The organism is Bacillus sp. GB_SG_008 (assembly GCF_052038115.1).
Classification (GTDB): domain Bacteria; phylum Bacillota; class Bacilli; order Bacillales; family Bacillaceae_G; genus Bacillus_A; species Bacillus_A rhizoplanae.
On sequence record NZ_JBPZSK010000003.1, the window covers coordinates 246,917 to 272,497 of the forward strand.

General features: G+C 35.7%; 26 protein-coding genes and 1 riboswitch. Of the genes, 3 read left to right on the forward strand and 23 right to left on the reverse strand.

Features of this window, described 5'->3' with window-relative positions; translation table 11 throughout:
* The 3 genes from rpsA to ACTDJC_RS09025 all read right to left on the reverse strand — a co-directional run bounded on the left by rpsA (position 1) and on the right by ACTDJC_RS09025 (position 2,442).
* Positions 1-1,149 carry a 30S ribosomal protein S1 gene (gene rpsA, locus ACTDJC_RS09015; RefSeq protein WP_098309425.1) on the reverse strand — a complete coding sequence of 383 codons (1,149 nt, stop codon included), beginning with the start codon at positions 1,147-1,149 and terminating at the stop codon, positions 1-3.
* A gap of 217 nt (positions 1,150-1,366) precedes the next feature.
* The gene (gene cmk, locus ACTDJC_RS09020) at positions 1,367-2,044 is read right to left on the reverse strand and encodes a (d)CMP kinase (RefSeq protein ID WP_098309577.1); all 678 of its coding nucleotides are present in this window, start codon (positions 2,042-2,044) and stop codon (positions 1,367-1,369) included.
* Positions 2,045-2,268: 224 nt separating this feature from the next.
* Positions 2,269-2,442 (reverse strand): DUF5359 family protein, encoded by a 174-nt coding sequence (locus ACTDJC_RS09025; RefSeq protein ID WP_098309426.1) that lies wholly within the window; start codon positions 2,440-2,442, stop codon positions 2,269-2,271.
* 281 nt (positions 2,443-2,723) lie between these two features.
* Between ACTDJC_RS09025 and ACTDJC_RS09030 the strand changes: the two genes are divergently transcribed.
* Positions 2,724-3,695, forward strand: a complete 972-nt coding sequence (locus tag ACTDJC_RS09030) for an asparaginase (protein ID WP_098309427.1) — start codon at positions 2,724-2,726, stop codon at positions 3,693-3,695.
* A 99-nt stretch (positions 3,696-3,794) separates the two neighbouring features.
* Here ACTDJC_RS09030 and ACTDJC_RS09035 read toward each other — a convergent pair whose 3' ends face one another.
* From ACTDJC_RS09035 to ACTDJC_RS09085, 11 genes are all read right to left on the reverse strand, one after another.
* Positions 3,795-4,775: a YpdA family putative bacillithiol disulfide reductase gene (locus ACTDJC_RS09035; RefSeq protein WP_098309428.1), complete on the reverse strand. Its 981-nt coding sequence runs from the start codon at positions 4,773-4,775 to the stop codon at positions 3,795-3,797.
* A 118-nt stretch (positions 4,776-4,893) separates the two neighbouring features.
* Positions 4,894-5,424 (reverse strand): peptidoglycan recognition protein family protein, encoded by a 531-nt coding sequence (locus ACTDJC_RS09040; RefSeq protein ID WP_098309429.1) that lies wholly within the window; start codon positions 5,422-5,424, stop codon positions 4,894-4,896.
* Between the two features lie 79 nt (positions 5,425-5,503).
* Complete coding sequence (locus tag ACTDJC_RS09045) at positions 5,504-5,737, reverse strand: DUF3961 domain-containing protein (protein ID WP_440603192.1); 234 nt, start codon at positions 5,735-5,737, stop codon at positions 5,504-5,506.
* 287 nt (positions 5,738-6,024) lie between these two features.
* On the reverse strand, positions 6,025-7,314 hold the full coding sequence (gene gudB / locus ACTDJC_RS09050) for an NAD-specific glutamate dehydrogenase (protein ID WP_098309431.1): 1,290 nt from the start codon (positions 7,312-7,314) through the stop codon (positions 6,025-6,027).
* A 243-nt stretch (positions 7,315-7,557) separates the two neighbouring features.
* Positions 7,558-8,163: a genetic competence negative regulator gene (locus ACTDJC_RS09055; RefSeq protein ID WP_098309432.1), complete on the reverse strand. Its 606-nt coding sequence runs from the start codon at positions 8,161-8,163 to the stop codon at positions 7,558-7,560.
* Between the two features lie 77 nt (positions 8,164-8,240).
* Positions 8,241-9,140, reverse strand: a complete 900-nt coding sequence (locus ACTDJC_RS09060; RefSeq protein WP_440603193.1) for a MerR family transcriptional regulator — start codon at positions 9,138-9,140, stop codon at positions 8,241-8,243.
* Positions 9,141-9,167: 27 nt separating this feature from the next.
* Positions 9,168-9,944, reverse strand: a complete 777-nt coding sequence (locus ACTDJC_RS09065) for a metallophosphoesterase (protein ID WP_098309434.1) — start codon at positions 9,942-9,944, stop codon at positions 9,168-9,170.
* A gap of 151 nt (positions 9,945-10,095) precedes the next feature.
* On the reverse strand, positions 10,096-10,587 hold the full coding sequence (locus tag ACTDJC_RS09070) for a LysM peptidoglycan-binding domain-containing protein (protein ID WP_098309435.1): 492 nt from the start codon (positions 10,585-10,587) through the stop codon (positions 10,096-10,098).
* On the reverse strand, positions 10,562-11,176 hold the full coding sequence (locus tag ACTDJC_RS09075; RefSeq protein WP_375337656.1) for a CPBP family intramembrane glutamic endopeptidase: 615 nt from the start codon (positions 11,174-11,176) through the stop codon (positions 10,562-10,564). The genes ACTDJC_RS09070 and ACTDJC_RS09075 overlap by 26 nt, the downstream gene beginning before the upstream one ends.
* The gene (locus tag ACTDJC_RS09080; protein ID WP_440603194.1) at positions 11,173-12,699 is read right to left on the reverse strand and encodes a RecQ family ATP-dependent DNA helicase; all 1,527 of its coding nucleotides are present in this window, start codon (positions 12,697-12,699) and stop codon (positions 11,173-11,175) included. The genes ACTDJC_RS09075 and ACTDJC_RS09080 overlap by 4 nt, the downstream gene beginning before the upstream one ends.
* Positions 12,689-13,750 carry a helix-turn-helix domain-containing protein gene (locus tag ACTDJC_RS09085; RefSeq protein ID WP_440603195.1) on the reverse strand — a complete coding sequence of 354 codons (1,062 nt, stop codon included), beginning with the start codon at positions 13,748-13,750 and terminating at the stop codon, positions 12,689-12,691. Before ACTDJC_RS09085 ends, ACTDJC_RS09080 begins: the two co-directional genes overlap by 11 nt.
* 233 nt (positions 13,751-13,983) lie before the next feature.
* Here ACTDJC_RS09085 and ACTDJC_RS09090 point away from each other — a divergent pair, with 233 nt between their 5' ends.
* Complete coding sequence (locus ACTDJC_RS09090) at positions 13,984-14,232, forward strand: ferredoxin (RefSeq protein ID WP_098309437.1); 249 nt, start codon at positions 13,984-13,986, stop codon at positions 14,230-14,232.
* A 303-nt stretch (positions 14,233-14,535) separates the two neighbouring features.
* Here ACTDJC_RS09090 and ACTDJC_RS09095 read toward each other — a convergent pair whose 3' ends face one another.
* Entirely contained in the window at positions 14,536-15,114 is a 579-nt protein-coding gene (locus tag ACTDJC_RS09095) for an ECF transporter S component (RefSeq protein ID WP_253629105.1), read from the reverse strand.
* Positions 15,115-15,280: 166 nt separating this feature from the next.
* A riboswitch (FMN riboswitch) is annotated at positions 15,281-15,417 on the reverse strand.
* A gap of 363 nt (positions 15,418-15,780) precedes the next feature.
* Between ACTDJC_RS09095 and ACTDJC_RS09100 the strand changes: the two genes are divergently transcribed.
* Entirely contained in the window at positions 15,781-16,464 is a 684-nt protein-coding gene (locus tag ACTDJC_RS09100) for a hypothetical protein (protein ID WP_098309439.1), read from the forward strand.
* Between the two features lie 32 nt (positions 16,465-16,496).
* Here ACTDJC_RS09100 and ACTDJC_RS09105 read toward each other — a convergent pair whose 3' ends face one another.
* The 8 genes from ACTDJC_RS09105 to rluB form a co-directional block, all read right to left on the reverse strand.
* Entirely contained in the window at positions 16,497-17,111 is a 615-nt protein-coding gene (locus ACTDJC_RS09105) for a peptidoglycan DD-metalloendopeptidase family protein (protein WP_098309440.1), read from the reverse strand.
* Positions 17,112-17,197: 86 nt separating this feature from the next.
* Positions 17,198-17,779, reverse strand: coding sequence for a cob(I)yrinic acid a,c-diamide adenosyltransferase (locus ACTDJC_RS09110; RefSeq protein WP_440603196.1), 582 nt, complete (start codon positions 17,777-17,779; stop codon positions 17,198-17,200).
* Positions 17,780-17,897: 118 nt separating this feature from the next.
* Positions 17,898-19,628: an ATP-binding protein gene (locus tag ACTDJC_RS09115; protein ID WP_301287781.1), complete on the reverse strand. Its 1,731-nt coding sequence runs from the start codon at positions 19,626-19,628 to the stop codon at positions 17,898-17,900.
* Positions 19,629-19,660: 32 nt separating this feature from the next.
* Entirely contained in the window at positions 19,661-20,377 is a 717-nt protein-coding gene (gene resD, locus ACTDJC_RS09120; RefSeq protein ID WP_253629103.1) for a DNA-binding response regulator ResD, read from the reverse strand.
* Positions 20,378-21,031: 654 nt separating this feature from the next.
* Positions 21,032-22,189, reverse strand: a complete 1,158-nt coding sequence (gene ccsB / locus ACTDJC_RS09125; RefSeq protein ID WP_253629102.1) for a c-type cytochrome biogenesis protein CcsB — start codon at positions 22,187-22,189, stop codon at positions 21,032-21,034.
* Between the two features lie 14 nt (positions 22,190-22,203).
* Positions 22,204-23,826, reverse strand: a complete 1,623-nt coding sequence (resB, locus tag ACTDJC_RS09130; protein WP_098309445.1) for a cytochrome c biogenesis protein ResB — start codon at positions 23,824-23,826, stop codon at positions 22,204-22,206.
* Between the two features lie 152 nt (positions 23,827-23,978).
* A complete protein-coding gene (gene resA, locus ACTDJC_RS09135; protein ID WP_098309446.1) occupies positions 23,979-24,500 on the reverse strand; it encodes a thiol-disulfide oxidoreductase ResA in 522 nt (173 codons plus the stop codon).
* Between the two features lie 120 nt (positions 24,501-24,620).
* Positions 24,621-25,349: a 23S rRNA pseudouridine(2605) synthase RluB gene (gene rluB, locus ACTDJC_RS09140; RefSeq protein ID WP_098309447.1), complete on the reverse strand. Its 729-nt coding sequence runs from the start codon at positions 25,347-25,349 to the stop codon at positions 24,621-24,623.
* Positions 25,350-25,581 lie beyond the last annotated feature (232 nt).

Here is a 25,581-nt window from a genome sequence, read left to right on the forward strand (position 1 = left end):
TTATTTCTTTAATTTTTTTAGCTGTTCTCCAATAATATCACTTAATTGGAATGTAGCAGAATCAGAAGATGGTTCATATTTACTGTAATCTTCTGTTACATTATTTTCTTCAAGCGCTTCTTTTATACTTAAGGAAATACGTTTTTCTTCTGAATGAACTTCTAACACCTTTACTTTTACGTCTTGTCCGATTTCTAATACTTCATTCGGATTTTTCACATGACGATTTGCAATTTGAGAGACATGTACAAGTCCTTCTACACCAGGAAGAATCTCAACGAATGCCCCGAAAGTAACAAGACGTTTTACTTTCCCATCTAATATATCGCCTGCTTTTACTTGATTTGCAACATTTCCCCAAGGTCCTGGCTGTGCTGCTTTAATAGATAAAGAAATACGCTGTGTATCAGCATCAACAGATAAAACTTTTACTTTTACAGTTTCTCCCTGTGATAATACATCAGATGGTTGTTCTACACGATCGTGAGAGATTTGTGAAATATGAACTAAACCATCCACACCACCAACATTTACAAATGCTCCAAAATCAGTTAAACGTTGTACTGTTCCTTCTACAATATCACCTTCTTTTAAAGAAGAAACAGCTGCTTTTTTCTTCGTTTCCAACTCTTGTTCTACAACTGCCTTATGAGAAAGAATAACACGATTTTTCTCACGATCTAATTCTACAATTTTTACTGCTAATGTTTTCCCTTTATAATCAGTAAAATCTTCGACGTAATGCACTTCTACAAGTGAAGCAGGAATAAAACCACGCACACCAAGGTCAACTACTAGACCTCCGTTAACGATATCTTTGATTGTTACATCAAATACTTCACCTGATGTAAATTTCCCTTGTAATACTTCCCATGCTTTTTCTGCATCTACAGCACGTTTAGATAACACTAGATCATCATCTTCTAATTTAATTACTTTTAATTCAAGAGTTTGTTCTACTTCTACAACATCGCCCGCTTTTTCAATATGGACATTCGCCAATTCACTAATTGGAATGACACCATCAGTTTTGTACCCAACATTCACAAATACTTGCTTTTCTTCGACTTTTGTTACTTTACCTGTAACAATGTCACCTACTTGTAATGCCTTTGTGTCGACAACTTCTTCATTCATTTTTTCTACCATGGAAATACCTCCCTACTGAAATGGCAAAGCATCTTTATGTATATACGAAATGGAAACAATAGCTTCCATTTGCATGTATGTAAAATATTTAGAAAATACCCTCTTTTACTAACTTCTAACAAATCGACGGATTTGTCAAGGAAATTGTCTCATTAATTAACAGGAAGAATCGTATGTTTCAAGAAACAAAAATAAGGAAAGAGGCCAACCTCTTCCCTTATTCTGCGAACGTTACCGATACAATATCCATAATCTTTTGAACTACTTCTTCAATAGATAAAGATGTTGTATCTAATTCAACTGCATCCTCGGCTTTCTTTAACGGAGACACTTCACGTTCAGAATCTAATTTATCACGGCGCGCAATTTCTTCTTTTAGTTGTTCTAAATTAGATGGAAATCCTTTTTGAGTATTTTCTAAATGTCTTCTCTCTGCTCGTTCCTCAACAGAAGCTAACATGAAAATTTTCACTTCCGCATTCGGCAATACGTGCGTTCCAATATCGCGGCCATCCATAACAACGCCGCCTTTTTCTGCTAACCCTTGCTGACGACGTACCATTTCTTCACGAACGAGACGATGTCTTGCCACAATTGATACACGATTTGTTACTTCTGGTGTGCGAATCACTTCTGACACATCTTGTCCATTTAAAAAAACAAGTTGTACATTTTCTCTATGTTGAAATTTAATATCTATATTTTTTATGACTTCCATTAACTTTTCTTCATTTTCAATATCAACACTTTGCTGCAGCGCCGCATACGTTACTGCGCGATACATTGCACCCGTATCAATATAAACATAAGAAAGTTTTTTAGCAACAATTTTGGCAACCGTACTTTTCCCTGCAGCTGCAGGGCCATCAATTGCAATCGAAATTCGTTTATCCATTGTAACACCCCATTTTTCACTTATAAAAACAGAAGGAAAAGCAGGTACGTCCCCCCTGCTTCTCTCATGATTGTTTCACTTTGCATTAACAGGCAGTAAGAGCCTGATTAATTAAATTACGATCGACGTGGAGAAAAATTCTCCTACTAATAATCGTTTCACTTTATTCCGTTTCAAGTCCTCAACTATTGTAGCATAATCCTTCTTAGAAGCAAATGAAAAAGCTATTGATTAACCTCTAAAATATTCGTCATAACCCCTTTTGTTACTCCTTCATAATATACAACTTTTGATACATATTTCGCTATATGCTCTTGGGTTAAAAGTAATTGGACAATACATAGACAAAGACATTGTCCAATAAGTAAACGAATTAAAATCTTCTCTATTTTCTTCAAACTCCACATCTCCTTTTACTTATTACCTCGCTACTTTTTGTCAGTAAAACTCCCGCTTCAAGATTCTGAGGAAACAAAGCAGATAGATTGTAAATAACTGTTGGCATGCGTCCGATTGGTTCAACTAACCTACAGTGAGGATGAAGCCCCCACTGTTGGAAGTTTCACTTTATTTTCATTGTGATAATCTCTTATAAGTTTTATACTTTTTCATTGTCGAATCCAATCAAATCATGTTATGTTCTTAATGTATTTTCATTGATTGGAGAGGGGTAAAGGCATTGAAAAAAATTCTTGTTTTACACACAGGTGGAACAATTGCGATGGAAGAAGATAAAGAAACTGGGGTTGTTCAACCTGGCGCGCAAAATCCACTTTTAAAATTCATTCCAAATTTAGAAGAAGATATCGATTTAATTGTTGAAGATGTCTTTCATCTTCCATCTCCTCACATGACACCAAATGAAATGCTGCAATTGCAAGTCATGATTGATGAGAAGGTTAAGAACGATAACGTGCAAGGAATTGTTATTACACACGGAACAGACACGTTGGAAGAAACAGCTTATTTCCTTGACTTAACTGTACAAGCTGATGTACCAATTGTTGTGACAGGAGCAATGCGCTCAAGTAATGAGTTAGGTGCTGATGGTTTATATAACTTTTTGTCAGCTGTTAAAGTTGCTAGTAGTGAAGAAGCAAAAGGAAAAGGTGTCCTTGTTGTATTAAACGATGAAATTCACTGTGCAACGAATGTAACAAAAACACATACAAGTAACGTAGCAACATTCCAAAGTCCGCAATATGGTCCAGTTGGAATGGTAACGAAGCGCGGCGTTGTCTTTCACCAAGCATTAGTGCATCACGAAAAATATGCCGTTACACAAATTACAAAAAATGTTGTCGTATTAAAGGCATATGCAGGTATGGACGATACATTATTAGCTGCAATTGAACAGCTACCGGTTGATGGAATTATCATCGAAGCACTTGGACAAGGCAACTTACCGCCACGCACACTTCCTGCACTGCAACGTTTAATAGATAAAGATATTCCAGTTGTTCTTGTTTCTCGCTGCTTCAACGGTATTGTTCAAGATGTATATTCTTATGAGGGCGGCGGCAAACAATTGAAAAACATGGGCGTTATCTTCACATATGGTTTAAATGCTCAAAAAGCACGTATTAAGCTGCTTGTTGGGCTAGAAGTAACAAAAGAACAAATAGAGATTCAAGCTATGTTTAAACATTAATATACGATTGTAACAAAAAAACACCTCCTTAATTCGCATTCCTAAAGCTACGAATTAGACGGAGGTGTTTTTCATTTGTCACCATTCATTAATAAATTTTTATTGTTCTCGCTCTGCAATGGTTTTCGCAATTGCGTCTCCATGAAATCTACCATTTTCTATAAAAATTTCATTCGCATTATTACCAGCAGCAATTACACCAGCAATAAAAATCCCTTCCACATTCGTTTCCATCGTTTCCTCTTTATACAGTGGTCTTCCTGTTTCAGAATCAATTTCTACGCCCATTTTCGTTAAAAAACCATGATCTGGATGATAGCCTGTCATGGCAAAGACATAATCATTTGAAATTGTATACTCTTCGTTTCCTACTGTATACGTGGCTGTATGTTCTGTAATTTCTTTTACATGTGCACCAAATTCCATTTTTATCGTACCTTGACGAACTAACGCTTCAAATTCTGGCAAAATCCATGGTTTAATACTTGGAGAATATACTTGTCCTCGATATAAAACCGTCACACGCGCTCCGCATTTTACAAGTTCTAATGCCGCATCTACACTTGAGTTCTTTCCTCCGATTACCACAACATCACGATCAAAATACGGATGACCTTCTTTGAAATAATGCGCAACCTTTTCTAACTCTTCTCCCGGAACATTCATATAATTAGGGTTATCATAATACCCAGTTGCAATAATAATGTATTTTGCTTTATATTTCTCTTGTTTCCCGTCATTCTTTACTGTTTGAACAAGAAAAAAATCCTCTTCTTGCTGTACTTTTTCCACTCGTTCAAAAGCATTTACACGTACATGCTTCCGTTTCACTACTTCTCGATAATATGCTAATGCTTGATTCCGAACAGGCTTACGGTTTTCTGTAATAAAAGCAACTCCACCAATCTCTAGTTTTTCACTAGAAGAAAAAAATGTTTGGTGTGTTGGATAATTATAAATTGCATTAACAATATTTCCTTTTTCAATGACAAGTGGATTAATCCCGACATTTTGCATTGCAATCGCTGCTGCTAATCCGCATGGTCCGCCTCCGATAATAATCGCTGTTTCTTTTTGCATGTAAAACTCATCTCCTAGTCTTCTGCTCTCTATTCAAATAAAAAAATTACAAAACAAGAAAAAACCTACTTTCAGCAGTAGGCACCTATCTTTATTGTATTCATTTTTCATATATTTGTCATCTATACGATACGTACATGCGATAGACGTCCGCTAAAAATTGTCGAAAAGGTATACCTTGATTATTTAATACATGTTCCGGATCAATTTTACGAGCAGGATCAAGCTTTTTATGCGAGACAATAGCTTTCTTTGGATTTAAACCAAATTTGTGACACAAATACGCATGATACCAAGTAAAACGTGTATATGCATCCCAAAAATTTATATTCCCACCGTAGCAAAGTTCAACACCGATCGCTGCGCTGTTAGCATTGTGACCAAATATTTCATTATCTGTCGGAACGTTGTACCGAACATGGTAGGCTACCTCATTGATTGGAATAATCTCTAATATAGTTTTATCATCAATAAATGTATGAGCTGAAGCTTTTGGTTGCACTTCATTAAAATAATCTCGATTCCCAACCGCATTGCTGCCGGGATTTCCAGTATCATGACTGACAATAAAACGAACTTTTGAAAGTCGAATTCCAGATCGAGAGCCTCCGTGTTTAATATAATTTCGCTGTATAGGAAACTTCGCCATTCACATCATCTCCGCTCTTATAAAATTACCTTCCTAATCTTATATGTATTCAGACGATGTGTCTCTAACGCAAACATTATTATGAAAGCAGAAAATCCATCATATTCGAAGCAAATATCATAAACAATAACACACTTACTGTCACCGTATAAAAACCATAAAACCAAATTTCATCTTGCTTCGTTTCTAACCCAAAAAAACAATTCACTGTATGTAGGAAGGAAGAGCGTTTCACATGCTTTTTGCGTAAATTTTCAACTCGTTCCATTACATGTGTTGGCATCATAAAACGTTGTTCTGCAGTCGTTTTCATTAGAATCTCTCCTTTATAATTAGTGAATACTTTCCATCAGTGAGTACTGAACAAACTCCTTACCAATGGAATTTTCACTTTATTTCCGTTTTTCTATCTAAGGAGAGTATAGCACAAATGTTCTGTTAGAACAAGTGTTCTTTTTTTGTTTTTTACTAATTCATATAACTCATAAGCCATACAACTAATGCCCATGCAACTGCAATAACCGACCCAACAATATTATTACAACAAAAAACCGCAACTCCCTTTACAGGAAATTGCGGTTTGCATAATCAATAAGCGGTTTATACCCAACCTCTGAAGCGGCTTGCTTCTGCCATTTTACGAACACCAACCATATAAGCTGCTAAACGCATATTCACTTTGCGAACTTGCGCCGTTTCGTAAATAGAATTAAATGAGCTTACCATTACTTTTTCTAAACGAGCTTCTACTTCTTCTTCTGTCCAATAGTAACCTTGGTTATTTTGTACCCATTCAAAGTAAGAAACTGTTACGCCACCAGCACTCGCTAATACGTCTGGAACAAGTAAAATACCACGTTCTGTTAAAATTTTTGTTGCTTCTAACGTTGTAGGGCCATTCGCTGCCTCTACAACAATTTTCGCTTTAATATCCGCTGCATTTTCTTCTGTAATTTGATTTTCAATTGCAGCTGGTACTAGAATATCACATTCTAGTTCTAATAATTCTTTATTTGAAATTGTATTATTAAACAATTTCGTTACTGTACCAAAGCTATCGCGACGGTCTAATAAGTAATCAATATCTAAGCCGTTTGGATCATGAAGTGCACCGTAAGCATCGGAAATCGCAATTACTTTTGCTCCCGCATCGTGCATAAACTTCGCTAAGAAACTACCTGCATTTCCGAAGCCTTGTACAACAACTCGTGCACCTTTAATGTCAATACCACGTTTTTTCGCCGCTTCACCAATACAGATTGTTACGCCTTTTGCAGTTGCTGTCTCACGGCCATGAGACCCACCTAATACAAGCGGCTTACCTGTAATAAATCCAGGTGAGTTAAATTCGTCAATACGGCTATATTCATCCATCATCCATGCCATAATTTGTGAATTTGTAAATACATCTGGAGCTGGAATATCTTTCGTTGGACCTACGATTTGGCTAATTGCTCTTACATAGCCACGGCTTAATCTTTCTAGCTCACGGAAAGACATTTCACGTGGGTCACAAATGATACCACCTTTACCTCCACCATACGGCAGATCAACAATACCACATTTTAAACTCATCCAAATCGAAAGTGCCTTTACTTCGTTTTCCGTTACATTTGGATGGAAGCGGATACCGCCTTTTGTTGGACCAACAGCATCATTATGCTGAGCACGATATCCTGTAAATATTTTAACAGTTCCATCATCCATACGAACTGGAATCTTTACTGTCATCATACGAATCGGTTCTTTAAGTAACTCATATACCTCGTTTGGATAACCCAATTTCTCTAGGGCTTCTTTAATAACAATTTGTGTCGAATTCAACAGTTCGAAGTGTTGTTCTCTTTGTTGTGTTTGTGTTTGTGTTTGAGCTCCCTTTTCGGCTACCATAGTAAGTAAACCCCCTGTAATTTCACTTGTTTAGTAAACCTTCATTGCCTAGTATACACTCTTAAAATAGGAATGCAAGAGAAAACGCTAACAAATATATACAAACCTTTTTATTTTTTGCAAACGTTTTCAATATCATTATAGTCTTTTTATTCTTTTTAGAAAAGCGAAATACGTTAAAAACTAATATTTTTTATATAATGATTAAATATTTCACATAAAGAAAAACCTCAACTGTATCACTTAGCTGAGGTTTTCTTTTGTGATAAAATACTTATATATTTGCTCAATTGCTTCATTCGCCATAAGTTCTTTTCCATATTCCATCATTCGATAAATTGTAATTGTAGAAGAGTTACCAAACTCTGCTAAAATGGCAATCATATCTTCTTTCAATAACATAGTAGAATCTTCTTCTAACCATAGATAAAAACGATTTTGCCACGCATAAAGCTTTCCACCTGTTACTCCAAGATTATATAAACGACCCGCTAATGCAATTACATCCTCCAATGAAGCAAATTCGTATAGTATATGTTCGCTCTCATCAAGAGTAACTTGCATTTCAATATATTCATCTTGAAATTCTTCTTCCGTATCTGACTCTTGATTTTCTTTCGTAACAATAACAACCATACCTTGTGCTTGCAACGAAAACACCTCTACCGCAATTGGACCATCCGCTTCAAAGCCGAGCTCTTTATTCGCTTCTTGCATCATATCTCGAAACAGTTGTTGTACTTTCGGCGCATTTTTCCATAAATCTTCTTTTGTAAGTCCACGTTCTGACAAATCGTCGAACGTCAGAAAGATTTTAATTTTATTGTAATTTAAACGTTCCAACCTCATCCCGTAACCTCCTTACGCAACCGTTGCATCTAATTTTTATTATATGAAACAGAAAATAGATGGTTCTTTCCGAACAACTATTCTGACATTTTTAACCATTCATCCCATTCTTCTTTCGTATCCCCAACAAACCAGTTACGAGTCTCTTCGTTTTCTTCATCAGAAGTAAACTCAAAGGCAAAACCGCTAAGCCCAACACAAAGGTTTGCATATTGTTCATGTAATCTCTTTGCAAGCTGAACACTTGTCATTACATTTTCTTTTATTGTACAAGAAATAAACAAGATTTTAGGATTTACTTGTTTGATTACATCATCAATATCAGCTTCTTCTATGCCTGTCCCAATATAGATTACTGGATAACCTTTTCGACGCACATATGTTGTAAAAATAAATAATCCAAGTTCACATAATTCCCCTGGAGCGCATATAGAAAGCACCTTTGGTAGTCCTGTATTAATGGGCATACTATGATGCATCATTCCGATACGCGAGCGTAAAAACGAAGTCGCATACCGTTCTTCTGCACTTGTTATTTTTTCATTCAAGCGCATATCTTTTAACCTTACAAGCAATTTTATTAACACATCTGCAATTACTTTATCTATAGAAAAAATACTAAAAGCTTCATCCAGTAACTCGAGAGCTTGCATTTCATCAAATTTTAACAAAGAATAAAGGATATCGTCTACTAAAAGTTCTACTTTATTATATTCTATTTCTGATAAATTGTGATTTTGTAATTGATTATTTTCTAATAAACTAACCGCTTGTCCAATGGTAAACCCTTGATTCACTTTGTTAATAAGCCACTTTAATATTTGAACATGTTCTTCTGTATATAATCGGTGTCCAGCATTATTACGCTTCGGTGCAATGATTTGATACCGTCTTTCCCAAGCTCGCAATGTTCCTGGATGTATACCGAGCATATTTGACACCACTTTAATATTATATTTACCTATTGAACTTGGCATATCTCTTCCCACCTTAAAAAAACAACGTCAATCTTTTCTTTGTAATGTAATCAAATGTGTTTGTGCAGGAGCACGAAAACGCAATGGTACAAGTGTTGTTCCATAACCATTACTTACAAACAAAGTCGTATGTGGATATTCATAAATTCCACCTTTCAAAAAACGTGTAAAATGAAATAACCGAATTTGTCCACCATGCGTGTGACCACTTAATACACAGGAGATATTTTCCGTTCCATTTAATTTATATACGATATCAGGATTATGACTCACAAGGATACGAAATCCCTCTTCTTCACAATCTGCTAGTGCTAAATCTAAACGATCACGTTTCAAACTTACATCGTCAACACCTAGTAACCATATCTTTTCTCCAAACTCTGATTCAAATAAGATCCCTGTATTGTCTAAAATTTTCACTCCATTTTGAAGAAGCAACGCGTCTAATTCGTGAAAATCAATTTCATAGTCATTATTCCCCCAAACAAAATACACTTGTCCCATTTCATTTAACCGTTTAATATTATCAACTACTCGTGTTAGCGGTACCCCTTGTTCAGCTAAATCTCCACCTATAATAACGAGATCTACTTTCCCTTTCACTTGCTGTATTAAAGTTTGAGAAATCGTTCTTCTGTGAATATCCGAAATAAAAAAAATTCGTACTTCTCCAAAACTAATTGGAAACTCCGCAAACGATACGGTGTGTTCTAACAATGTATCACGCATCGCTTCTCTATACATCATAACAAAGCAAACAATCACAACGCATAATATGAAACAACCTAGTAATCCCCATGTCATACACTTTCCTCATCTTTCCTCTTAACAAAATCTAACCACATAATAACACATCACCCCAGCAAGTGAAGAAAAACCCTCTACTTCTGTAGAAGGTTTTTCTTCATCTCGTCATTCGCGGGCAGTAAGGTCTCCCGCTGACGGAAGGTTCACTTTATTTTTTCGGTTCTGGTTCTGACTTCTTCGGAATTTTTAACACTTGCCCTGGTTCTAAGTCTTCTGCTACTTCATTATATTTCTTTATAATCGCTATCCCATCTTCATTCGGAAAATATTTCTTTGCAATATCTTCGAGCGTTTCTCCCTCTTGTACTGTATGAAACTGAAATGTCTCTGATGGTGATGACTTTGATTCATTATCGGTTTTCTTTTTTGAATCAAAAAAAATAACTTCAAATGCACTTTTTTCAGAATTGGCACTCGATTCCGCCGCTTGCTTCTCCTCCATGTAACGCTCTGTATACCATAAAATACTTATTGGAAGAAGAATAAATAATAATGTTAAAATCCGAACAAAAAAGTGCTTTATTTTAAATTTTGATTTTTTCTTGTCTTTATGGACTTCACTACGAGGCGGTAAACCCTCTCCTTCTTTTTCCGTTGACTCTTTCATGTTCTCTTCAAACTCTGTTGTCTGCTTCGCCATATCGGTCACCACCATCTTCCGTTTGCTTTCTTAATTGCAATCCCATTATGAAATCGACTAAAAAATGCGCAAAAATCGTGATCAGTAAATTACCAGTCCATTGAAATACAAAACCAAATACACTACTAATCATCAATACAAAACAAAATAAAAACGGCTTAGTAATATAACGAATATGTAAAACTGCAAATACAACACTCGCAAAAATTAAGCCAAAATACGTTTGTATCACGCCACGAAATAAAAACTCTTCTGCTATTCCAATTAAAAGGGTAACAGCGAACACGCGGAAAACAGACATTCCTTGAAACATACGATCATTAATCCCGCCATCATCAAACCACGATTCAGGAAAAAAATGCATCGCAATATAATCAAATAAAACAATCACACAAGCTACTCCGCCACCTATTAGAAAAATAGATGAAAAATCCCATTTCCACAAAGCTAGAAATGCGTCCATACTCGGAAATAATATATACGCTAACAAGATTCCAATACATATAATGATCGCTTGCGTAATATATAAATTAAGTCGGATTTCTTTTAGACTCATGTCTTCAATACTTGTCTTGCGTATATCCATCATTCCTCCATTCTGAATCCGAAGAGCAATTGTAACTCTGTTTCCCAATTATAGTCGAAAACAGGTTGCCTTGCTTGTCTTTTTTTATAATCTTCTATATGAATCCCGCAATAGTCACAGCAATTTTCCGGCTGCGTTTCCTTTACATATCCAAACTGGGAAAGAATCGCTTCTCTTTTACAATCCGTTCGTCGCATCCATTCTTTCATCGTTTCTAGTTGACCGTATTTATTATAAAGCCGAGTTTTCACTTCTGCAATTAACTTCCGCTCCGCTTCATCTGACAAGGATTCAATCATCAATTCTCTACGTTGTATGATTTTCATCTTTTCAAAATGATACCGAATAAATCGCCAATGTTGTTCACTCAATCCTGCTGTATTGTAGCAAATTTCTTCTACACCTTCTAACGGTAATACTTGGGCTTGAAACATTGTTTCTCGTAATAAAGAAAATAAAAAGCGTATTTGTTGTTCATTTGGTAATTCTTCTTCAATAATGGAGATTGGCAACTCATGATCAAGGGGACTACATAACAAAATGGCAATGCTTGGCTTTCCATCTCTACCTGCCCGTCCAATCTCTTGCAAATAAGACTCTATATTTGTCGGATAATGAAAATGAATAATATAGCGTGTGTTTTGCTTATTTACTCCCATACCAAATGCACTTGTACACACAACGAGCTGGAGTTGATCATTCATAAATTGTTGCTGAATTAACATCCGTTCTTCATGTTCCATTCCACCATGATAATGCGCAACATCTTCAATCCCTTCATTTCTTAAATACGCTGCAAGACGTTCAGTCCAAGCTCTACTCGAACAATAAATAATGCCAGGACTTTGTAAATATTTCACATGAGATAACAGCACTTCTTTTTTCTCTTGAATGGTTTGTACAAATTCTACTTTCATAGCAATATTAGGGCGATCAATCGAATATAAATGCTGCCTCACATCTTTCAAATTCAAACTTTCAATAATATCTTGTAATACTTCTTTCGTAGCAGTAGCTGTTAAAGCAAGAACCTTAGGATAGCCCATCGATGCAATAACTTGATCTAGCTTTTTATAATCTGTTCGAAAATCATATCCCCATTGAGAAATACAATGTGCTTCGTCCACAACAAATAAAGAGATATGAATTTTCCTTAATTCTTTTAGCAACACATCTGATTGCAGCATTTCAGGAGACACGAATACAAATTTATAGGAATGCAATCGCCGCATAGCTTCTTTTTTCTCTGCCATTGTTCGAAAGCTGTTAAAAGCAATAACTTGATTTTTCACAATGTATTTTAACTGTGTAACTTGATCTTCCATTAATGACAATAGCGGTGAAACAATGAGTACCGTTCCATCTTGTATAAATCCTGGAAGCTGATAACAGAGCGATTTCCCCCCTCCAGTTGGCAGCATCGCTACAACAGAATTTCCATTTAATAAGTCTGCAATAACTTCCTTTTGTCCTGGCCGAAATGTCCGGTACCCAAACCACTGATATAAAATATCTTCAAGTTTCATGTAATCCCCCTACTCGCGCTAATACAAGACGAATTTCAAAATAGGAAACATGCTCTCCAGCAGCTTGTTTCAAGACTCGCAGCTTCCGCGTTTGTAACTTCTCAATCATTTTCTGTATTTGTTTCATTTTTTCTTTTTCTACAAATTGCTCCACCTGAAATTCTTTTTCACGCAATGCAATTTCCACAATATGATCCTCAATTGTCGCCACTTTTAATTTTCTTATCCTAGCAATTTCCTCCATAGTTCGTCCTTGCTTCCATAGTTGATATGTTTTTTGTGTTGATATACTAAATAAATCTGCTTTTTCATTCGGATACGCAATAATTTGTGCCAATAACGGAAAATTCTGCTGATGATTTTGTACATGTTGAATGATGAAATGAGTCGTTCCCCAAAATAAAAGATATACTCGAAACGCATCTTGCTTCATCATATTTCCAAGTTGATCTGTTGTATAACCAATACGATGGTATCCTGTTAGACGATATACGAAAATGGTTGCTTCTAGAGAGGTAACATACATTAATATTGAATTTATTTCTTTATATAACTGTTCCGCTAATTGTCCTCTTGAAACAGGAGAGTTCATAATAAATTGTTTTACCCACATCGTGATTTCTGTATCTTGCTGAATTGGAAGGAATTTCACATATTTTTGTTGCAAATTAGATACAGTTTGCACAATTAAGGATAACCTTTTCCAAAAGCTCTCTCCAAGTTCGCCGTATTGCAAACCGTGTAAATATTTCGGGAAAGAAAAGAATTTTCCCCATTCGTTTACTTGTTTCTCTCCCATTTCAGATAAAATGTAAGTATTTTCATGCACACATGTAATAAGTTGCTTGTTTAATAATGCTTCAATCTGTTTATCATAATCATGACGTCTTAAAGATTTATATACACTAAACAAAAAGGAAAGATGAAACATATTCCCATCTTGCAATGTTTGTGAAGAACGTTTCCCTTTTAAAAGGTGATAAATAGAAGAAACCGTTCGTTCACCTTTTAATTGTTTCAAACAGTATAGTACGGTATATTGTAGCTGCAACGCTTCTTCCACCCTTTCAGTCTACTTCTACTTTCATTGTAACAAAATGCATCTTATTTAGATATTTTTAAAATTTTATGTACAACTATAGAAATTAGTTGACACACTCAATTGATAAGAATTATCATTATAATTTTATATTGAAAAGTTTCAAAAACCGTTTTACAATAAGGTTATAATTTTTCATCAGTGTTCTTATATACATATACATATTATTTAGGGGGTATACAAAAATGGCAAAATATACAATTGTTGACAAAGATACTTGCATTGCATGCGGAGCTTGCGGAGCAGCTGCACCGGACATTTATGATTACGATGATGAAGGCATTGCATTCGTAACACTTGACGATAACCAAGGTATCGTTGAAATTCCAGATGTATTAATCGATGATATGATGGATGCATTCGAAGGTTGCCCAACTGACTCTATTAAAGTGGCAGAGGAAGCATTCGACGGTGACGCATTAAAATTCGAATAGTCTTATTGTTGACTTCAAAAAATACCCCTCAAATAATGAGGGGTATTTTTTTTACACTTTATTTTCTTCTATGAAGCACAACTTTCACTAGTCACTCATCCTAAATTTAGTGGTCAGCCCCATCAAACAGACTCTTACTACTCCTTACGCGAGATAAAGTGAAACTTCCATCAGTGGTTTTTTTCATCCCCTACCTATCTCCTTCGAGTTCCTCACAATCTTGAAGCGGAGGGCTTACTGCCTGTTAATGCGGGATAAAAAACATCAGCAGAAAAAACTTCCACTGATGCAAAACCTTCTATATTATGCATTTTTCATTTTCGCAAATACCCATACTTTTAATCGAGAAAATAAAGGAACAAAAATAATTGTTACTATAATTCCTTTAATTATATTAAAAGGTAAAATTCCCGCTACAATTATTTGACGCATTGCATCGTTAGACATAGCAGGTTGACCTAAGAACCAAGTGTAAGCTGGAAAAATGATGAAATAATTTAATACACTCATAATTACTGTCATCATAATTGTTCCGAACATTAATCCTGTTGTTAAACTTTTTACTGTGCGATGTTTACGGAATAAAAGAGATGCCGGAAGAATAAAGAGACATCCAGCAACAAAATTCGCCACTTCTCCTACAGGTACGCCCGTTAAATCGCCTTGAATACCATAATACAGGACATTTTTTATCCCTTCTACAATTACACCTGAAATTGGTCCAAAAGTAATGGCTGCAATTAATGCTGGGACATCACTAAAATCAATTTGCAAAAACGGTGGCAGCCCTGGAAGTGGAAAATCCAGCATCATTAATAAATACGCAATGCTGCTTAGCATCGCAACGCTCATCATTTGTACTACACTCTTCTGTTGTTTCATGTTTCTCTCTCCTTTTCCATCGATCATCTCATGGAAAGTGGAAAGGCTCTGCTATGCCTAAATATATTCCTGCATGAAAAAACCCTTCGCGTCCGAAACGCAAAGGGAGAAATTTTAGGCACATCAAACAGACGTTCAAACATGTATCTTTTTTGAACGCTCGAACCTCCATCTTCTCCCATCCAGACTGTACTGTCGGCTTTGGAATCGCACCAAATCCTGCCTTAACGGCTCGCGGGCTTAGAACAAAAATACACGTTCATCACCGCCGGTCGGGATTTTCACCCTGCCCCGAAGATAGACCGATATTCTATTTTCCTCATCATTATACAACAATTTTAAAACAATGTGAATGAAAATGCTTCTTTTTCACTCACATTGTACAACACCTTCCTATACTTAGCAGTCCCCCACCTCAAGATGCAGAGAAAAGCGAAGAAGATAGGCCGGGGATAAAGAAAACTTCCACTGAGGGAAATTTTCTTTATCCAGTCACATCCTCATAATTGCATGCTATTCTAACAATAAGTAAATAATACGACAAAAAGGAACAAATTTTCGTGTTTGTTCTTTTTTGTCCACAATTCTCTAGCCATTTATACGTGAAAGTGATAAGATATGATATTGTTAAGAAAAACAGCATTTTCTTACAATGGAGGAAATGTCATGAGTAAAGAAAAGAAACAGCCTATTCGAGAAATTATGAAAAAAAATCTTCGCAAAGAATACTTTTATTTAAAAAAGGAATTGCTGTTCTATTGTCCTCTTGACTCAGGTAACTTTTCAAGAGATACATATTATGTTGCTTTTGATGAAGATGGCATTAGTGTATATCAATATGATAAAAATTCAGACAGTAAACTAAAACTTCGCGAACGACATCCATGGAAAAGCTGGAGAAAAGTCAAAATTGATCATTATTTAACAAAAACTCATTTTGTCTTTCAAGGAGAACGAAATTGGATTCTTTCTCTTTTTCATCAAGGAAAAAAGGCAGAAAAAATCATTCAAACTTATACATCCTTAGAAACAGAAATTGTTTCCAGATCATTTTTAAAAAAACTGCCTGGTTATCGATCTAATACAACATTGAACGTGTATATTGGGAGTATTTGCTATACTGTACTTATTGCATTTTTATTAAAATTGATTCTCCCATCTCAAATTCAAATTGCTTTGTATTCGCTGTCTCTCGGCTGTATGCTGCTCGGTCTTCTTTGTTTCGTTATCGGTCTTATTGAACCTACTCTTGTCTTATTTAGAACAGAAGAAAAAACACGAGCTAAAGTGTTTTATTATTATAGCTATTTAATAATTGCTGGATTTGCATGTATCTTTATTTTTTGGTAACAAGTAAAAGAGCTAGTCTTCCTAGCTCTTTTTCAATTAATATGTAATTTTTGTGACGGATAAATAGTATCTTTTTGCAAATAATTTTTCACTTTTAATTCTTCAACAGTTGTACCGAACTTCCTAGCAATACTGACCAATGTATCACCTTTTTGCACGACATATACAGAAGCAGATGCTACCGTATTAGGCTTTTCTTGAATCATTTGCAGCGGATTTACTGCATTTGTTTTCGCTATCGTCCAAGCCCCTTTATGAATTTCTAAATGTAAGTGAGCACCATTCGATTGTCCTGTATTTCCTACTTGACCAATTTTTTGCCCTTTTAAAACTGCATCTCCCTCTCTCACAAGTCGTTTATTCATATGAGCATATACAGCTTCATAATCTTCATGTTTAATAAACACAACATGCCCGTAACTATCAGAAAAATAAGATCTTGTTACAACACCATCTTGCATAGCTGCTATTGAAGTGCCGATCGGTGCAGCAATATCAATCCCAAAATGTTTTCCATTTCTCGTTCCAAAATAATCGCTAATTCTCCCCTCTACCGGCCATGCCCACCGCTTTTCTTCAGCAGCACCTTCTGTTTGTGCTATAAAAAAAACACAAAAGAAAAGCAAAATGATTTTTAAAGCTTTCATTATAAATCCTCCGTTTTCTAAATAACAATCACACTTTCTCTATTTTGGTTGATTATAGCAAAAAGTATACCAAAAAAAGAAAGAGCCTATTTCTCTTTCTTCTCCTCCTTATCTCGAAATACAATCGCGCTTCTTTCATATTCTATATCTTTCACATTAGAACGAGCATTCACAACTCTTGCAACTGCAAATAAATAATCCGATAAGCGATTTACGTATTGCAAAACATATTCATTAATCTCATCTTGTTTCTTTAAAGCAACAATACAACGTTCTGCTCTTCGTGTAACAGTACGAGCAATGTGAATAATAGCCGCCCCTTGACTTCCTCCTGGTAAAATAAAGCGCTCAAGCGGCGGTGCTTCTTGTATATATACATCAATCCTTTCCTCTAGAAAAGTAATGATGTCTTCTGTTACTTTATACGGAATTTTTCTCTTCACAATCGCTAAATCCCCGCCACAATCAAACAACTCATGCTGAATTTTTTCAAGTTCTTGATAAATACCTTGAAACAATTCCCCCTCTAGCAATGTCATCGCATGTCCAATAAACGAATTTGCCTCATCAATTGTTCCATATGCCTCTACACGCAAATTGTCTTTATCTACGCGTCCTCCAATAAGACTTGTTTGTCCCTTATCTCCTGTTTTTGTATATAGCTTCATGTTTTCCCTCCTTATTTCTCTTTTTCATTCTTCTCTTATACTAACATTCCTTTTCTTTTTCAAAAAAAAAGCTTATCAAAAAGATAAGCTTAAAAATTCGCATATAATTTCATCATACTTATGTTGGCAAATATACAGAGAATGTCGTCCCCTTATCTACTACACTCGACACTGTAATCTTACCATCATGTCCTCGCACAATATTTTTTGCAATCGCAAGTCCTAACCCTGTACCACCTGTTTTCCCACGTGTACGAGCCTTATCCGCTTTATAAAAACGTTCAAATAAGAATGGAATATCATCCTCTGGAATACCAACCCCAGAATCTTCAACTTCGAATACAATTCCATTATTTTTCTCATCGATAATAAGCGATACTCTACCACCCGCATTTGTATGTCTTAAAGCATTATCAATTAAATTTGTTAACACTTGTTCCATACGATCTGGATCAAAAGAATGCTGCTCTATGGAAGTGCGAAAATCAACTACTAACTGCACTTCTTTTTCCTTTGCTATCCCTTGGAATTTTCGTGCAATCTTTTCAACAAATGGAACAATATCTACTTCTGATATATGTAATTCTACGTGACCGCTCTCCATTCGAGCTAAATCTAACAATTCATTCACAAGACGACCTAAGCGTACAGATTCATCATAGATAATTTGCACAAATTCATGCACTTCTTCTTTCGTTTGAACAATGTCATCTAAAATTGCTTCACTATATCCTTGCAGCATAACCATTGGTGTACGTAATTCATGCGATACGTTTGCAATAAAATCTTTACGCATTTTTTCAAGACGGCGTTCTTCCGTCATATCACGAAGTACCGCAACAGCACCGCGAATCTTCGTCTGATTGTACAGCGGTGTCATCAGTACAACATAATTACCTTTTTCTAAATTAACTTCTATAACTTGTTGCTGTTCACTTTCTACAACGAGATGAAACAGTTCAACAAGCTCCGATGGCAAACTCACACTTAACTCTATCTCTTTTTCTTCATACCATACTTGTAAGAAACGTTCTGCTGGCGGATTAATTACAACAACTTCTCCTTCTTGATTTAACGTAATAACACCATCAGCCATACTACTTAAAATACTAGAAAGCTGTTCTTTCTCTTGTTGCAGCGCATTAATATTAAACTTCAATTGTTTTCCCATTTGATTTAAAGCTGTTGCAAGTTCACCAATCTCATCTTGCGAAACCGCTGGTACCTTCGCATCAAATTTCCCGCGTGCTACTTCAAAAGCTACTTCGCGCATTTTACGAAGTGGGGCTGTAATTCGAGTTGATAAGAAAAAGGCAAAGAACGTTGTTAAAATAATCGCAATCCCCGCAGATAAAAAGATAAAATCCGTCGATTTTTCTATTCCTTGTTTTGGTACTTGTAACGATTGATATACAAAGACCGCACCATCTTTTGACGACTTTAACGGAACACCGACAATCATAATATCATTGTCAGGATTTTTCTTATTGTTTTCATCTGGGACGGTCTTAATTTTTTGTACCTTTTTACGTTCTGTAAATACCGCTTGTAACTCTTTGTCATTTTTCAAATCAGTTAGTGTTAGCGTTGCCAATCCTTGTTGTGCCGGAGAAGCAGATATTTCATTATTATCTTTCACAATAATAATACGCGAAAGGGGGTCAGCGAATTTATATGCGATATGTTCTATCGTCTGCTCATCCGTCCCCTCTTCTATTAATTCAGAAACACTCGTTGCAACATTCGTAAGCCTTGTTTCTCCCATTGTTACATAATAATTATCAAAAAACTGCGAAAGTAAAATGGCAACAAAACCAAGCACGAAGGAAACAAGGAGTAGAATCGTCATCCATAATTTCCCTACTACACTTTTCCAAAGCATTAATCGTTCACAACCTCAAACTTGTAACCAACACCCCATACAGTTACAATCATTTTCGCTGCATCTGCTGACTTTTTACTTAACTTCTCACGCAGGCGCTTTACATGTGTATCAACTGTGCGTAAATCACCGAAAAATTCATACTGCCATACTTCTTTTAATAACTGCTCTCGGTCAAATACTTTATCAGGTGCCTTCGCTAAAAATAGTAATAATTCATATTCTTTTGGTGTTAAATTCACTTCTTCTCCATCAGCTGTAACACGATGTGCGTCATTATCAATTGTGAGATGAGGAAATACAATAACATCTTTTGTTGTCGTATCTTGCGTAAAGAATGTCGTTGTTACTGAGCGACGTAAAACAGCTTTTACACGTAGCACAACCTCGCGTGGGCTAAACGGTTTTACAATATAATCATCTGTACCAACTTCAAATCCTTGTACGCGATTCACTTCTTCTCCCTTTGCCGTTAGCATAATAATCGGTGTGGCTTTTTTCTCACGAATACCTTTACACACTTCAATGCCATCTTTTCCAGGCATCATAATATCTAAAAGAATTAGATCATAATCATTTTGCAACGCTTTTTCTAACGCCGTCTCACCGTTGTCAGCCTCATCAATAATGTACTGCTCTCTCTCTAAATACATTTTTAACAAACGACGAATACGATCTTCATCATCTACAATTAAAATCTTTAATTCATTTTCCATCGCAACCCGCTGTACATGTAAATGTCACAACGGTTCACACCTACCTTTCTCCAATAAAGTAAAACTTTCCTCAAATTTGGTTTCCACTGAGGGTTCGTTGAACTACTCAAGTGCATATTAGTAGTTATCTCCCACTTGCCTTCTATTCCTCTGAATCTAGTGAGGGGGATATCCTAATTACTAATTAGAACAGAATAGAGCCCTAAACTTACCCTTATCTCATTTTCATAGACAAAACCTTTCATGATTGAAAGTTCACCTTTGCATTATGTTTCACAAAAATAATAAAATTTGTTCATAGTTTTTCCAAAAATATGTATGTTTCCTGAACAATATAATTTGTCCTCGACATCATTTTACAAAATTCTCTTATACTTTGTCATGTTTTTCTCAAAAAAGAAAAGAAATTGACAAAAATAAAATAGGAAAGTGACGGTTACCTTCCTATTTTATCCCGCATTAATGGGCAGTAAGCCCTCCACCTCAAGATTGTGAAGAATCCGAAGAAGATAGGTGGGGGGTAACTGCCCGTAAAAGCCTGATTGGTGAGAGCTTTCCATCAGTGGGAGATGAAAAAACTCTCCACTGATGGAAGTTTCACTTTATCCTGCAATAATGAATCGTACGACTTGACTCGTTGAAATTCAATTATTGTTATGCATATGAATGCAGGCCTGCAATTACTAAGTTTACCACAACAAAGTTAAACATAATAATTGCAAATCCGATTACTGCAAGCCATGCTGATTTTTCACCGTGCCACCCTTTAGACAAGCGTAAATGTAAAAAGGCTGCATAAAAGAGCCAGGTAATGAGTGCCCAAACCTCTTTTGGATCCCATCCCCAAAAACGTGTCCATGCAATTTGCGCCCAAATCATCGCAAAGATTAATGCACCTAACGTAAAGACTGGGAATCCAATTGCAACAGAGCGATATCCAATTTCATCAAGCAAATCACTATCCACTTTTTGTACTACTGGTTGAATCGCCGCTGCCACTCGTTTACGTAAAATCAATCTTAATAAGATATACAGTCCTGTTCCTATAAATATCGACCAAATCACTGTATTTAATTTTTTCGCATTAATAATAGCAGGTGTTTCTATAACAGGCTCAAGTTTGTCAGTTGTGACTAACTTTCCTTCATGAGGTCCTACTAAAGCAGGTAGATTGTACACCATTTCTGCTTGCTGCTCATTTTTATCAATCCATTGGAATTTCGCTTCATACTTTACACTTGAAAAAGCAGTTGTCGCTGCTATAAATCCAATTACACAAACAAGCGAAAAAATAACTGCTTCCAGCCAAAATGTTTGCTTACTTTTTTTTGACTGATCCACATTTTTCAGTAAATATATAACCCCCGCAATAAAACTAATTGCTAAAATAGCTTGGCCAGCAGCTGCTGTTGTTACATGAATCTGTAGCCAGTAACTTTTTAATGAAGGGATAAGCGGTGTAATTTCCCTCGGAAACATACTTGCATAGGCAATGAGTAAAATAGCAACTGGAAGTGCAAATAAACCAAGGATGCTTGTCTTATATATAAAATACATAATAATAAATGCACCAACCATCATCATGCCGAAAAATGTCCCAAATTCAAAAAAATTACTAACTGGTGCATGTCCTGATGCAATCCATCTCGTAACAAAGTATACCGATTGCGCAGCAAAACCTAGAATAGTAATACTTATCCCAATGTTTGCCCACTTCCGCCCTTTTTCTTTAATCGCACCTCCAAAAAACAACGTTGCAATTAAATACAATACGAAAGCAGCAAATAAGAAATTACTACTTATTTCTACCATACTCTCTCCCCACCTTAACTAATTTTCTTCTCATTGACTTTATCATTTGGCTGTGGAATGCTTGTCCCTTCTAAGACTTTTTCTATCTCTTTTCGCAAACCATACCAATTTTTATTTGTATGCCCAGCAATCCACCATTCATTGTTAACACGTTGTATCCAAATGCGTCGATGATTCCAATACATACCTTGAATAACACCGACCATGAAAATAAAGCCTCCCAGAGCTATAATCCAAAGTGTCAAATCTTTTCGTACAGTAAGCGCTGTAACGTTACGCGTTTCTACACCTGCAAAAGACATTTTGTATAAATTGTTTCCTTCTGGCTCTATATTTTGTCGAATTCCAACAAAGCTCACTTCTCCCTTTGGTGTTTCGGGTGTAAACATTTTAAAAACAAACGCTGGATTATTAGGTAGCTTCGTTTTTGTATTCGGTTTTCCACTTTCATCAAAGTAAAAATCCGGAAAATAACTTAACAACTGCAGAGAGTATCCATTTCCTAAATCGTATGTTTCTTTTGGATTTGCTAGGTCAACTGTAATTGGTCCCCATTTTTGGCCACTTTCTTTCTTTTGTAAAGCAAAAGACATTTTACTAAATTCGCCCTCTTTAAAATCTACTTGATAAAGAGCATAATGATCAAATTTAAGAGGTTCATTCACTCGAATGTTATACTCTTCCACTTTCTCAAGCTTTGGCTTTTGACCAGCAATATTTTTTCCAACCGCTTTATATAATACGGCATTTGTTTGATAGTTTTTCGGAATTACCTTATTCCCAACTCGATCAATCGCATCATCAAAGACTTCATTTTCTTTTCCTTTATCATAGACTTCTTTAATGAATTTTTCATTCTTCAAATAATACTTTCCGTCTGTTCCTGGGATTTCTTTCATTTCACCTTCACGAAGCCAAAGCGATTCATCTACATACATACCAGGGACAAAACGCAGCATTGTTCCAAATAAGAAAATAATAAGACCAATATGATTTACATATGGACCCCAACGAGAAAAACGTCCTTTTTCTGCTAGAATGTTATCATTTTCCACTCGTACATTGTATTTTCTCTTTTTCAAGTTTTCCTTAACACATTCAATTTCTTCTTTTGTTGCGAGTGCTACTCCGTATAATCGCTGCCTCTTTAAAAAACTCGGATGCCTTGTTACTCCTTGTTTTTTCAGCGCTTTATACAAAGGAACAACTCGGTCTAAACTACATATAACGAGAGAAATCCCGATAGATGCAATTAACATCATATACCACCAAGAGCTATATAAATTGTCAAATCCTAATTGGTAATACAATTTTCCAAGAAAACCATACTGCTGTTCATAGTATTCCCCCGGCGTGACATTTGGTGGGAGATACATTTCTTGTGGAAAAATCGTCCCCACTCCAGATGCGATAAGCGTAATAACAATGAGCCATACTCCAACTTTTACGGAAGAGAAAAAACTCCAAATTTTATCCACAACTGTTTTTGTATGTGTAAGAGACCGCCGTGCACTTCCTTCATATCGCATATCTAATAATTTCGTATCTTTCTCATCTTCAAAAGGCTTTCCGCAAGCTTCGCAAAAGATTGTACCAATTGGGTTTACATGACCGCAAACACACTTTATTTGTTCCAAATCCCTCACCGCCGTTTCTTTTCTCTATGTATCTATGTTTCATAACACTTTCACTGAATAATCAGAATTTTATTGTTAGGTACTGAAATTACAAACAGCACCTCAATTGACCAATACTACCTGTACAAATATATTTTCTATACATTTCTCATTTATGGAGTAATTTTCTTTAAATATTCTTCCATTTGTTCTTTAGATTGTGTACCTGTAATTTTTTCGACAATCTTTCCGTCCTTATCAATTAAAAACGTTGTTGGTAACGGTCCTACATCATATGTATTTAAAATTTCTTGTCCTTTATCAATCGCTACTGGAAATTTCAGTCCATATTGATTCACAAAGTTTTTCACAGCAAGTTCTGTTTCATCTGCATCTAATGCCACTATTTCGACACCTTTTTCTTTATATTTCGGATATAATTCATTCATATATGGCATTTCTTTCTCACAAGGTCCACACCATGTTCCCCAGAAATTTAAGAAAACACCTTTTCCTTTTAAATCTTTTAACGTAATTTTGTTACCTTCTAAATCAGTAGCAACAAAGTTTGGCGCTTCCTTTCCAACTTGCGCTTTCTCCTTATCAACAAAAAAGTTTTGATATAACGTAAACCCTACTGCCCCTCCTAATATGAGCAAAATGATTACACGAAATAACAGCCTATTTTTCTTCACGGTGTCTCTCCTCTCTTAACGAAATAAATAAGTTTAGCACATACTAAACTTTTCTATGTATTCACTTCTATCAGTAAAGATTTCTTTACTGATAGAAGCTTTTATTCCTGTTACTAAATACTATCTTGGTTTCGTTGAAGCAAGAGCACGAAGTTGTTTTACTTCATGAGGAGATAATTCTCTTGCATCTCCTGGGCGTAAATTACCTAACTCTAAAAAGGCATAACGCTCACGCTTTAATTTCATCACTTTACATCCAACTGCTTCAAACATTCTACGCACTTGGCGATTTCTTCCTTCATGAATTGTCAATTGTACAATTGCAACCTCTTTACGTTTATCCCAAGAAAGGATTTTCACATGCGCAGGCGCTGTTTTCCCTTCTTCAAGCATAACACCTTTTTCTAACATACGGATTTTTTCACCAGTTAACTGGCCCTTTACCTTTGCCACATATGTTTTTTCAACTTTATATTTTGGATGCATTAAAATGTTCGCAAAGTCTCCGTCATTTGTCATCAATATTAAACCAGATGTATCATAATCTAATCGACCAATTGGAAAAAGGCGCTGTGGAATTTCTGGAAAGAAATCTGTGACCACTTTTCTTCCTTTATCATCTGTTACACTCGAAATAACACCAGTTGGTTTATATAATAAAAAGTAAGCAGGTGTTTCTTTTTCAAGAGGAATGTTGTTTACTTCAACTTTATCTTGCGCACTCACTTTCGTTCCTAGTTCGGTCACGACTTTTCCGTTAACCTTAACTTTCCCTTGTTGAATAAGTTCCTCTGCTTTTCTTCTTGATGCGATACCTGCTTGTGCTATTACCTTTTGTAATCGTTCCATTTCGTTTCTTCACCTCAAATTCATCTTACCTTCATTAGAAGGACTTGGCAACTGTCTAACCTAGTAGACAATGCCCATTACTTACCATAAACAACATTGCCAACTTTGTAAGCTAATAAAGGAGTGCGGTATGATTCTCTTCTTTATTATGGTCCACTTCCTTCCATTTGCTTACGGCAAATGTTCACGTTTTTGTCAAAAACAATCCATAAAAAAGCCACTATTAAGCGCA

What these genes read in the sequence shown, in the direction of transcription:
- rpsA (WP_098309425.1), bottom strand. Translation starts at nt 1,149, where the DNA reads ATGGTAGAAAAAATGAATGAAGAAGTTGTCGACACAAAGGCATTACAA.
- cmk (WP_098309577.1), bottom strand. Translation starts at nt 2,044, where the DNA reads ATGGATAAACGAATTTCGATTGCAATTGATGGCCCTGCAGCTGCAGGG.
- ACTDJC_RS09035 (WP_098309428.1), bottom strand. Translation starts at nt 4,775, where the DNA reads ATGCAAAAAGAAACAGCGATTATTATCGGAGGCGGACCATGCGGATTA.
- ACTDJC_RS09040 (WP_098309429.1), bottom strand. Translation starts at nt 5,424, where the DNA reads ATGGCGAAGTTTCCTATACAGCGAAATTATATTAAACACGGAGGCTCT.
- ACTDJC_RS09045 (WP_440603192.1), bottom strand. Translation starts at nt 5,737, where the DNA reads ATGAAAACGACTGCAGAACAACGTTTTATGATGCCAACACATGTAATG.
- gudB (WP_098309431.1), bottom strand. Translation starts at nt 7,314, where the DNA reads ATGGTAGCCGAAAAGGGAGCTCAAACACAAACACAAACACAACAAAGA.
- ACTDJC_RS09055 (WP_098309432.1), bottom strand. Translation starts at nt 8,163, where the DNA reads ATGAGGTTGGAACGTTTAAATTACAATAAAATTAAAATCTTTCTGACG.
- ACTDJC_RS09060 (WP_440603193.1), bottom strand. Translation starts at nt 9,140, where the DNA reads ATGCCAAGTTCAATAGGTAAATATAATATTAAAGTGGTGTCAAATATG.
- ACTDJC_RS09065 (WP_098309434.1), bottom strand. Translation starts at nt 9,944, where the DNA reads ATGACATGGGGATTACTAGGTTGTTTCATATTATGCGTTGTGATTGTT.
- ACTDJC_RS09070 (WP_098309435.1), bottom strand. Translation starts at nt 10,587, where the DNA reads ATGGCGAAGCAGACAACAGAGTTTGAAGAGAACATGAAAGAGTCAACG.
- ACTDJC_RS09075 (WP_375337656.1), bottom strand. Translation starts at nt 11,176, where the DNA reads ATGATGGATATACGCAAGACAAGTATTGAAGACATGAGTCTAAAAGAA.
- ACTDJC_RS09080 (WP_440603194.1), bottom strand. Translation starts at nt 12,699, where the DNA reads ATGAAACTTGAAGATATTTTATATCAGTGGTTTGGGTACCGGACATTT.
- ACTDJC_RS09090 (WP_098309437.1), top strand. Translation starts at nt 13,984, where the DNA reads ATGGCAAAATATACAATTGTTGACAAAGATACTTGCATTGCATGCGGA.
- ACTDJC_RS09095 (WP_253629105.1), bottom strand. Translation starts at nt 15,114, where the DNA reads ATGAAACAACAGAAGAGTGTAGTACAAATGATGAGCGTTGCGATGCTA.
- ACTDJC_RS09100 (WP_098309439.1), top strand. Translation starts at nt 15,781, where the DNA reads ATGAGTAAAGAAAAGAAACAGCCTATTCGAGAAATTATGAAAAAAAAT.
- ACTDJC_RS09105 (WP_098309440.1), bottom strand. Translation starts at nt 17,111, where the DNA reads ATGAAAGCTTTAAAAATCATTTTGCTTTTCTTTTGTGTTTTTTTTATA.
- ACTDJC_RS09110 (WP_440603196.1), bottom strand. Translation starts at nt 17,779, where the DNA reads ATGAAGCTATATACAAAAACAGGAGATAAGGGACAAACAAGTCTTATT.
- ACTDJC_RS09115 (WP_301287781.1), bottom strand. Translation starts at nt 19,628, where the DNA reads ATGACGATTCTACTCCTTGTTTCCTTCGTGCTTGGTTTTGTTGCCATT.
- resD (WP_253629103.1), bottom strand. Translation starts at nt 20,377, where the DNA reads ATGGAAAATGAATTAAAGATTTTAATTGTAGATGATGAAGATCGTATT.
- ccsB (WP_253629102.1), bottom strand. Translation starts at nt 22,189, where the DNA reads ATGGTAGAAATAAGTAGTAATTTCTTATTTGCTGCTTTCGTATTGTAT.
- rluB (WP_098309447.1), bottom strand. Translation starts at nt 25,349, where the DNA reads ATGGAACGATTACAAAAGGTAATAGCACAAGCAGGTATCGCATCAAGA.